This is a genomic window from Catenibacterium sp. RTP21428st1_D7_RTP21428_210409 (genome assembly GCF_040227455.1).
GTDB classification, from domain to species: domain Bacteria; phylum Bacillota_I; class Bacilli_A; order Erysipelotrichales; family Coprobacillaceae; genus Catenibacterium; species Catenibacterium mitsuoka_A.
Genome location: NZ_JBEHVX010000097.1, coordinates 1 through 8,323 on the forward strand (window position 1 = coordinate 1; position 8,323 = coordinate 8,323).

An 8,323-nucleotide genomic window follows, 5' to 3' on the forward strand; every position below is an offset into this window, starting at 1 on the left:
TTTTCTAAATTATTCAAACTTGTTTTTAAGTTTGTCTTTTTTTATACGTTTTGATTGATTTTTGTTTCACACTTAATTCCTCCTTTACAATTCTTTCTATAACTATATTATACATAAAAAAAACTAAAAAAACAGTCTTGACATAAAATATAAAAAAAGAAGACGTTAATGTCTTCTTTAAGCTAAGTATTTCTTTAAGTCTTCTACTTTATTTAATTTTTCCCATGGGAATTCAACATCAGTACGACCAAAGTGTCCATAAGCAGCTGTTGGGCCATAGATTGGATTTAATAAATCTAATGTATTGATGATACCCTGAGGAGTTAAATCAAATTCTTTCTTGATTGCATCTAAGATGACTTCATCAGCTACCTTACCAGTTCCATAAGTATCAACATGCACACTTGTAGGATCCTTTACACCAATTGCATAAGATAACTGGATTTCAATACGATCACATAATCCTGCTGCAACAATGTTCTTAGCGATATAACGAGTGATATAAGCTGCACTTCTATCTACCTTTGATGGGTCTTTACCAGAGAATGCGCCTCCACCATGTCTTGCCATTCCTCCATAAGTATCAACAATGATCTTACGTCCTGTTAAACCAGTATCACCATGAGGACCACCAATAACAAATCTTCCTGTTGGATTGATGAATACCTTGTAATCTTCATTCATATGATGTTTTCTTACAACTTCCTTCATGATCTTTTCTTTAATGAATGTCTTGAATTCTTCTTCATTGAAATCTGGATCATGCTGGATTGACATAAGGATTGTATCAACCTTTGGATTATTTTCATCTGTATAATCAATAGTTACCTGTGATTTCATATCAGGTCTTGCATGTTTGAATGTACCGTTATGTCTTAATTCACTTGCATAACGTACTAATTCGTGAGCCATAGAGATTGGTAAAGGCATATATGTTTCAGTTTCATTTGTTGCATAACCAAACATGATACCCTGGTCACCTGCACCACCTACTTCTACATTTGTACCTAATGCGATATCACTAGACTGTGTATCCATTACTACCTTGATTTCACAAGTATCTGCATCAATACCTAAATCTTCAGCAGTATAGCCAATTCTTCTCATAACATCACGAGCCACTGCTTCATAATCTACTTTCGCATTTGTTGTAATTTCTCCACCAATGACTAATAAATTAGTTGTTGCAAAACATTCACAAGCTACACGTGAATATTTGTCCTGTCTTAAGCATTCATCTAAAATTGCATCACTGATCTGATCACAAAGCTTATCTGGATGTCCTTCTGATACAGATTCTGATGTAAATAAGTTCTTTTCCATTTTTTCTTTTCCTCCTGTAATAAAAAAGCTCTCCTCAAAGAGGAAAGCGTACTAATCTGCTTCCTCTTATTGTTCAAGTAATACTTGCTTGGTCAAGGCACCTTCTATATAAGGGTTGCCACCACTTTAAAACGATCCTCATCTGTGTGGTTCTGAATAAGAGTATAAAAATATTTAATTAAATTGCCTGTACTTCAATAACGCCTGGGACTTCTTCTACTAAAATCTGTTCAACACCATCTTTAATAGTAGAATCTAACATCATGCATCCCGCACATGCACCAAGCATATGTACATAAACGATGCCGTCTTTGAAATCAACGAATTCTAAGTCTCCACCATCTCTTTGTAGATAGGGTCTCAACTTATGAATGACTTCCTTAATGGCTTCAATCTTTTCTTCCATGATTTCACCTCGCTTCTGCTTGACCATTATAACACACAAAATAAAAAAGAAAAGTGATATACCCTATAGAATCACTAAAAAACATACTTATTTATTAGACAATTTTATTAGATTGCACATTTTTAAGCATAATTCACTGTTTTTTGTACATATTCTATGATTCTTACCAAGCATAATAAAAGAACCCCTGAGGGTTCTTCAACGTTATTCATCACTGTTATTTTTAATATAATCCAATACAAAATGAATGACATAGAGTACGACAATCATCCATCCTACAGACATAAGAACATATCTACACAATTCAATATCCCATATTCCAGCTTCAAACTTATAGTTACTTACTATAGTTGGAACTTGTGTGAGTATATAGAGTAATGCAGCAACCAAAATATATAATATTTTTTTCTTCATATGGTTCTCCTCTACTGTGTTAGCATATACTAACTATACCATACTCATTTTTTTGTAAAGTATATCATATTAAATACAAATTATTTATCTTTTTCACATTAAAGAATTATTATTATCTATTCTTTTATCACTATTATAATTATGCTATAATGCAGTTGATTGGAGGCGTGCAATGGAACATCAAGTTCATGTAGGTGACATTGTTGATGTGACCATTACTGGTATTCAACCATATGGTGCATTTGCTTTATTGCCTGATGGAAGTAGCGGATTAATCCATATATCAGAAATATCTGATGGATTTGTTCGTGACGTAAATCAATTTGTCTTTTATGGAGAACAGGTTAAGGTAAAAGTCATTGATATAGATAACGTCCATCACCAGGCAAGGCTTTCTTTAAAAGCAGTCGCGAAAAAGAGACGTTTTCGCAAAAGAAAGTCAATCGTGGAAACACCTAAGGGTTTTAATCCACTAAGAGAAATGATGCCTCGATGGATCAGTCGAGGAATCGCAAAGGAGGAAGATGTATGATCAACGTTGATTTAAGTAAAGCTAAATTAACAGAAAGCATGGAATCATATAAGGACAGAGTCGCAGAAGTTCATGATATGATCCACAACAAAACAGGAGCAGGTAATGACTTTTTAGGATGGGTTGACTTACCTACTAACTACAACAAGACTGAAGTAGAAAACATTAAGAAAAAAGCTGCAGAATTATCTGAAGAAATTGATGTTTTATTAGTTTGTGGTATCGGTGGTTCTTATTTAGGCGCAAGAGCTGCTATTGAAGCAATCAATGGTCTTTACCCAACAAACAAGGTTCAGATCATCTATATTGGTAATACATTCTCTGCTACTTATTTAGCACAGGTTAAGAACTATGTAAAAGATAAAGAATTCGGTATTAATGTAATTTCTAAGTCTGGTACAACAACTGAAACTTCAGTTGCTTTCAGAATCTTCAAAGAATTACTTGAAGAAACTAAGGGTAAAGAAGTAGCTCAGAGAAGAATTGTTGCTACTACAGATGCTCATAAGGGTGCATTAAAGACTTTAGCTGACCAGGAAGGTTATACAGAATTCGTAGTTCCTGATGATATCGGTGGACGTTATTCTGTATTAACTGCAGTAGGTTTATTCCCTATCGCAATGGCTGGTATCGATGTTGATGCAATGTTAAAGGGTGCTAAAGATGCACAGGATAAATACAACAATCCAGATCTTCTTACAAACGATGCTTATCAGTATGGTGTTGCAAGACAGATGTTATTAAAGGCTGGTTACCCAGCTGAAATGTTTGTAACTTATAACTTACAGTTGCAGCAGACTGCTGAATGGTGGAAACAGTTATTTGGTGAATCTGAAGGTAAAGAAGGAAAAGGTATCTTACCTACAAGTGGTACTTTCTCAACTGACCTTCATTCATTAGGACAGTTCATCCAGGAAGGTTCTAAAGTTTTATTCGAAACTGTATTAAAGATCAAAGAACCTCAGATGAACTTAGAAATCCCTAGTGATGCAGAAAACTTAGATGGTTTAAACTATTTAGCTGGTAAGACAGTTGATTATGTTAACCAGAAAGCATGTGAAGGTACTATTGATGCCCATGTAAATGTTGGTAACGTACCTAACATCCAGATCACTCTTGATCATGTTGATGCATATAGCTTTGGTTATATGGTATACTTCTTCGAAAAGGCTTGTGCAATGAGCGTTTACCTATTAGGTGTTAACCCATTCAACCAGCCAGGTGTTGAAGTTTATAAGAAGAATATGTTCAAGCTTTTAGGTAAGCCTGGATATTAATAAGAAATCCCGCAATTGCGGGATTTTTTTGTACAATGTGATTAGTTTGTAAGAAATTGTGATGTTTTTCACAAAGTATAGTAGATAATCTCTTTTTAATCAGTATAATGAAAATTAGATAATGTTTAAAAAGATAGTAGTGAAGCAGAAGAAATTTTTCTTCTGTTTTCATTTTACTAGAAAGGAGGAAAACATGAAGAACATTACTATTATGGGTGGCGGCGTTCTGGGATCACAGATTGCATTCCAGGCAGCATATTGTGGTTTTGATGTAACAATCTGGTTAAGAAGTGAAGGCAGTATTGGACGTACACAGCCTAAGCTTGATTCTATCAAGCAGTCTTATATTGATGCAATTAATCTCATGGATATTGATAAATCTATCAATACATGGTGTATGGGTATTGCAGGCTATGATGATTTCGATAAGGAGAACTGCCTAGAAAAGGTAGAACGTGCTTATTCTACAATCAAGCTAGAGCTTGATATGAAAACAGCAGTTAAACATGCTGATTTAGTCATTGAATCTATGACAGAAAATATGGAAGCTAAGAAGGATGTCTATACAAAGATGGCTCCCCTACTTCCTGATAAGACAATTCTAGTGACTAATTCTTCTACTATGCTTCCTAGCAAATTAGCTAAATTTACTGGTAGACCTGATAAGTTCCTTGCCTTACACTTTGCAAATACGATCTGGAAGAATAATATGACAGAAGTTATGATGCAAGATAAGACAAATAAGGCTTATTTTGATGAGATTATGAAATTTGCGAAAGAAATTAGAATGATTCCATTACCTGTCAACAAAGAAAAATCAGGATACTTATTAAACTCTATGTTAATCCCATTATTATTCTCAGGTATGGATTTAATGGTCAATGGTATTTCTGATCCTGAAAGTATCGATAAAGCATGGACTTTAGGTACTGGTGCACCTAAAGGACCGTTCCAGATTCTTGATACAGTAGGATTAAAGACTGCTTATGAGATTGTTGGTATGTATGTAAAGATTCCTGGCTTCTTAGCCCCTTATAATTTCAAAGGTATGCATAAGATGTTGAAGTCTTATATTGATCAAGGAAAATTAGGATATAGTACTGGTGAAGGATTCTATAAGTACAAAAAATAGCGCATGGTGACATGCGTTTTTCTATGTGTAATTTATCGAATAAAGTGCTGCACCTAATGTGACCGAATGATAAACAGATGAAACACAAAAACCACCCTGAAAAATACTTTTTTCATGGTGGTTCAGTATGTGACGTCTCAAATTGTTAAGAAACAAAGAATTAAATTAAATCGAATAGGACATGTAGTAAAAACTTTTACTAGATTTGTCTAGCTGCAATAAATCCTTCTCGAACTGCATCATAAATTTGACGCACTTTCTTACTATCTCCTACGTTATAAACTTCAATATCTGTATTTTCTTCTAGCTGATTAGCTAAATCATACTGAGGAATGAATCCTGCCGCAATAACAACATTATCAACAGCAACTTTATTTTCATTACCCCATCTATCAGTTAAAGTAATTTCCTTATCATCAACCGCAACTAAACGTTTGCCAGTCATGATTTTGATATCTGATTGGGCAATAGTAATACTATAAGCCTGACAAGAAGAACCAGGATTAGCTAAGAATCTATCTGCCATTTCTACAACAGTAACATTTTTTCCTTCTCCATTCAATTCTAGCGCAGTTTCAGCTCCTGTAATTCCTCCACCAATTACTGCAACATTTTTACCTTCAACCTTTTTAGATCCATTCAAGTAATCATTTGCACAAACGACTGTACTTCTATCACTACCAGGAACATCTAGTGTTCTTGTTTTTCCGCCTACTGCAATAACAACAGCATCAAATCCACCATTAACAAGCATATCATAGTTTGCTTCTTCTTTAACTACAGTAATGTTAGGATCATTAGTAATATGATCTTCATAGTAATGAATTAAACGTCTAATATTTGCTTTGTTATCAGGTTTACTAGCTTCTACCATGGCGCCACCAAAACTTCTTTTTTCAAAAATAGTGACTTTATGTCCACGTAAAGAAGCAGTTAATGCAGCTTCACATCCTGCTGGACCAGCACCTACAACTGCAACATTTTTCTTAACTTCAGCCTCAACGACAGGTTTACATTCAAATCTATATAAAGTTGGATTTACTGTACAATGAATTGGTGTATGGCCTAGCATACCTTTATCAATACAACCAATCATACAGTTGATACATGGTTTAATATCTCTTGCTTTTCCTTCTTTAGCCTTTTTAGCCCATGCTGGATCTGCTAATTGAGAACGGCCTAAAGCAACAAAATCACCATTTCCTTCTGCTAACATCTTTTCAGCTTCTTCAGGAGAGAAAATATTATGTCCAATGAATACTGGAATATGAACAGCATCTTTAATCATTCTTACATGTTCAGCATTAAATGCATTTGGTAATAAGAATTGTCTAGATGCTGTTGCATGTGTTCCACCCATTATATTTAAATGAGATACTCCTTCTTTTTCTAATGCTTTAGCAACTTCGACTGTTTCTTCAATACGAATTCCATCTGGTTCCCAGTCATCAGTACTCAATTTAACACCAATAGGGAAATCTGCTCCACATTTTTGTTTCATATTTCTTACAATTTCCAACAATAATCTCATACGATTATGCAAGCTTCCACCATACATATCAGTACGCTTATTATCATGTGGTGATAAGAAATTTGTTGGAATACAACCAGCAGCACCATGAATTTCAATAACTTCAAATCCTGCTTTTTTTGCTCTTAAAGCAGCATCACCAAATTTTTCTACTAAATCATGAATTTCTTCAATAGTTAATGCTCTAGGTAATTTAAATCCCATTTCATACCATGGTTCATAAGTAATAGGTGAGGCTCCAATAACATGAGCACTACCTACAAATCCTGCATCTCTACCAGGATGAGCCAACTGTAAGCCAGGTGTAGCTCCATGTTCTTTTACAGTTTCTGCTAATAAAGTCAATCCAGCAATAAATTCGTCTTTATCGGCTCTTAAACCACAAGATGTCATTGGCACAGGCACAGCATTATCCATAAAAATAAGCCCTGCACCACCATCAGCAGCTTGTGCATAAGCTTTAATTTGTCTATCAGTGACTGTTCCATCAGGATTTCCTAAATAAGTTCCCATAGAATTACGTACAATTCTATTTTTAATAACAACATTTCCAATTTTTCCTTTTTCAAATAGATGAGGATAATATTTGTTTTTCATACTTTAGCTCCTTATATTCTTCATAATTTATATAAAAAATGATATAATTATGGTAAATTATTAACAAGCAACAAAGTAATCAAAAATGTTGCATATGCAACTTTATAATGATAACGGTTGCATAGGGAAGAAAAAATGGGCGAAGACTTAAGAACTATAAAAACACAACAAAATATCCAATCACATTTTCTTAAATTATTAGAAACATATAATTTTAAAGATATTACCATTAAATCATTAATTAATGAATGTAAAATCAATCGTTCTACTTTTTATAGAAATTATGAAGATAAATATGATTTAATTTATAAAATAACAGAAGAACTTATTACAAAATTCAAAAAAAATATCAATGCTCAATTTATCATTCTTGATTTCAAAAAAGAGAATGACTTTAAGCCATATTTTATCCCCTTATTAGATTACTTCAATAAACATAAAGATATTTTTATAATACTATATAATAATGAATTACCTATAAATATATTTGATGAGATGCTTTCAATTTACAGCCAATATTTATTAGATGAACTTATTTGCCATTATCATATAAAAGATTCTAAAATCAAAATTGCTAATTATTTTACAATACTTATTGCGTCTAATATCTTAACTGCCATAAAATGGTGGCATTTAGAAAGCCCACAAACATCAAAAGAAGAAATGTTACAAATTATTACTATTACTATCACTAAAGGTATTCTGCCTAGTTTACATTCTCAATTTATATAAATATTTTACACTTCAGTCCACTAAAATTAATTATCTTCCAAAATGTAAATCAGGATAGCTCACGGAATGTATTTTTATTTTGGGTCTTTATTATAACTGGAGGGGATATAAATCCTTTCCAGTTTTTTAAGTTCCTATGACGACAAGTTATTTTACAACCTAAGAAAGAGGATCCACATATGAATTTGAGTAATAGAAAGGAGATAGCTTTCGCTATCTCTTGCACTCCTTCAGCATTGACACGGATCCCGTTTTTTATGCATAAAAAAAGTCAATCCGAAGATTGACTTGTTCATAAGTTGGGGGTCTTTAATTTTTGTGGGGGTCAGACCTTCGCTCTAAATATTTGGGGGTCTTGGAAACAGCACCTTTAAATCTG

Annotated in this window: 8 protein-coding genes; 4 read left to right on the forward strand and 4 right to left on the reverse strand. The window is 33.4% G+C overall.

What is annotated here, in order from left to right; genetic code table 11:
• Positions 1-177 precede the first annotated feature (177 nt).
• From metK to ABUA27_RS11115, 3 genes are all read right to left on the reverse strand, one after another.
• Entirely contained in the window at positions 178-1,323 is a 1,146-nt protein-coding gene (metK, locus tag ABUA27_RS11105) for a methionine adenosyltransferase (protein ID WP_117458385.1), read from the reverse strand.
• A gap of 178 nt (positions 1,324-1,501) precedes the next feature.
• On the reverse strand, positions 1,502-1,729 hold the full coding sequence (locus ABUA27_RS11110; RefSeq protein WP_022425304.1) for a NifU family protein: 228 nt from the start codon (positions 1,727-1,729) through the stop codon (positions 1,502-1,504).
• Between the two features lie 204 nt (positions 1,730-1,933).
• Positions 1,934-2,143 (reverse strand): hypothetical protein, encoded by a 210-nt coding sequence (locus tag ABUA27_RS11115; protein WP_129981149.1) that lies wholly within the window; start codon positions 2,141-2,143, stop codon positions 1,934-1,936.
• A gap of 172 nt (positions 2,144-2,315) precedes the next feature.
• On the opposite strand from ABUA27_RS11115, the gene ABUA27_RS11120 reads away from it, so the two are divergent.
• The 3 genes from ABUA27_RS11120 to ABUA27_RS11130 all read left to right on the forward strand — a co-directional run bounded on the left by ABUA27_RS11120 (position 2,316) and on the right by ABUA27_RS11130 (position 5,084).
• Positions 2,316-2,675: a CvfD/Ygs/GSP13 family RNA-binding post-transcriptional regulator gene (locus tag ABUA27_RS11120; protein ID WP_006506415.1), complete on the forward strand. Its 360-nt coding sequence runs from the start codon at positions 2,316-2,318 to the stop codon at positions 2,673-2,675.
• Positions 2,672-3,952 carry a glucose-6-phosphate isomerase gene (locus tag ABUA27_RS11125; RefSeq protein ID WP_129981150.1) on the forward strand — a complete coding sequence of 427 codons (1,281 nt, stop codon included), beginning with the start codon at positions 2,672-2,674 and terminating at the stop codon, positions 3,950-3,952. Before ABUA27_RS11120 ends, ABUA27_RS11125 begins: the two co-directional genes overlap by 4 nt.
• A gap of 193 nt (positions 3,953-4,145) precedes the next feature.
• Positions 4,146-5,084: a 3-hydroxyacyl-CoA dehydrogenase gene (locus ABUA27_RS11130; RefSeq protein ID WP_287969065.1), complete on the forward strand. Its 939-nt coding sequence runs from the start codon at positions 4,146-4,148 to the stop codon at positions 5,082-5,084.
• Positions 5,085-5,283: 199 nt separating this feature from the next.
• On the opposite strand, the gene ABUA27_RS11135 is transcribed toward ABUA27_RS11130, so the two are convergent.
• On the reverse strand, positions 5,284-7,212 hold the full coding sequence (locus tag ABUA27_RS11135; protein WP_129981152.1) for an NAD(P)/FAD-dependent oxidoreductase: 1,929 nt from the start codon (positions 7,210-7,212) through the stop codon (positions 5,284-5,286).
• A gap of 135 nt (positions 7,213-7,347) precedes the next feature.
• On the opposite strand from ABUA27_RS11135, the gene ABUA27_RS11140 reads away from it, so the two are divergent.
• Positions 7,348-7,944, forward strand: coding sequence for a TetR/AcrR family transcriptional regulator (locus tag ABUA27_RS11140; protein ID WP_129981153.1), 597 nt, complete (start codon positions 7,348-7,350; stop codon positions 7,942-7,944).
• Positions 7,945-8,323: the final 379 nt, after the last annotated feature.

Excerpts from the sequence above, each read along its gene's own strand:
- ABUA27_RS11135 (WP_129981152.1), bottom strand. The coding sequence starts at position 7,212 with ATGAAAAACAAATATTATCCTCATCTATTTGAAAAAGGAAAAATTGGA.
- ABUA27_RS11120 (WP_006506415.1), top strand. The coding sequence starts at position 2,316 with ATGGAACATCAAGTTCATGTAGGTGACATTGTTGATGTGACCATTACT.
- ABUA27_RS11110 (WP_022425304.1), bottom strand. The coding sequence starts at position 1,729 with ATGGAAGAAAAGATTGAAGCCATTAAGGAAGTCATTCATAAGTTGAGA.
- ABUA27_RS11125 (WP_129981150.1), top strand. The coding sequence starts at position 2,672 with ATGATCAACGTTGATTTAAGTAAAGCTAAATTAACAGAAAGCATGGAA.
- metK (WP_117458385.1), bottom strand. The coding sequence starts at position 1,323 with ATGGAAAAGAACTTATTTACATCAGAATCTGTATCAGAAGGACATCCA.
- ABUA27_RS11115 (WP_129981149.1), bottom strand. The coding sequence starts at position 2,143 with ATGAAGAAAAAAATATTATATATTTTGGTTGCTGCATTACTCTATATA.
- ABUA27_RS11130 (WP_287969065.1), top strand. The coding sequence starts at position 4,146 with ATGAAGAACATTACTATTATGGGTGGCGGCGTTCTGGGATCACAGATT.
- ABUA27_RS11140 (WP_129981153.1), top strand. The coding sequence starts at position 7,348 with ATGGGCGAAGACTTAAGAACTATAAAAACACAACAAAATATCCAATCA.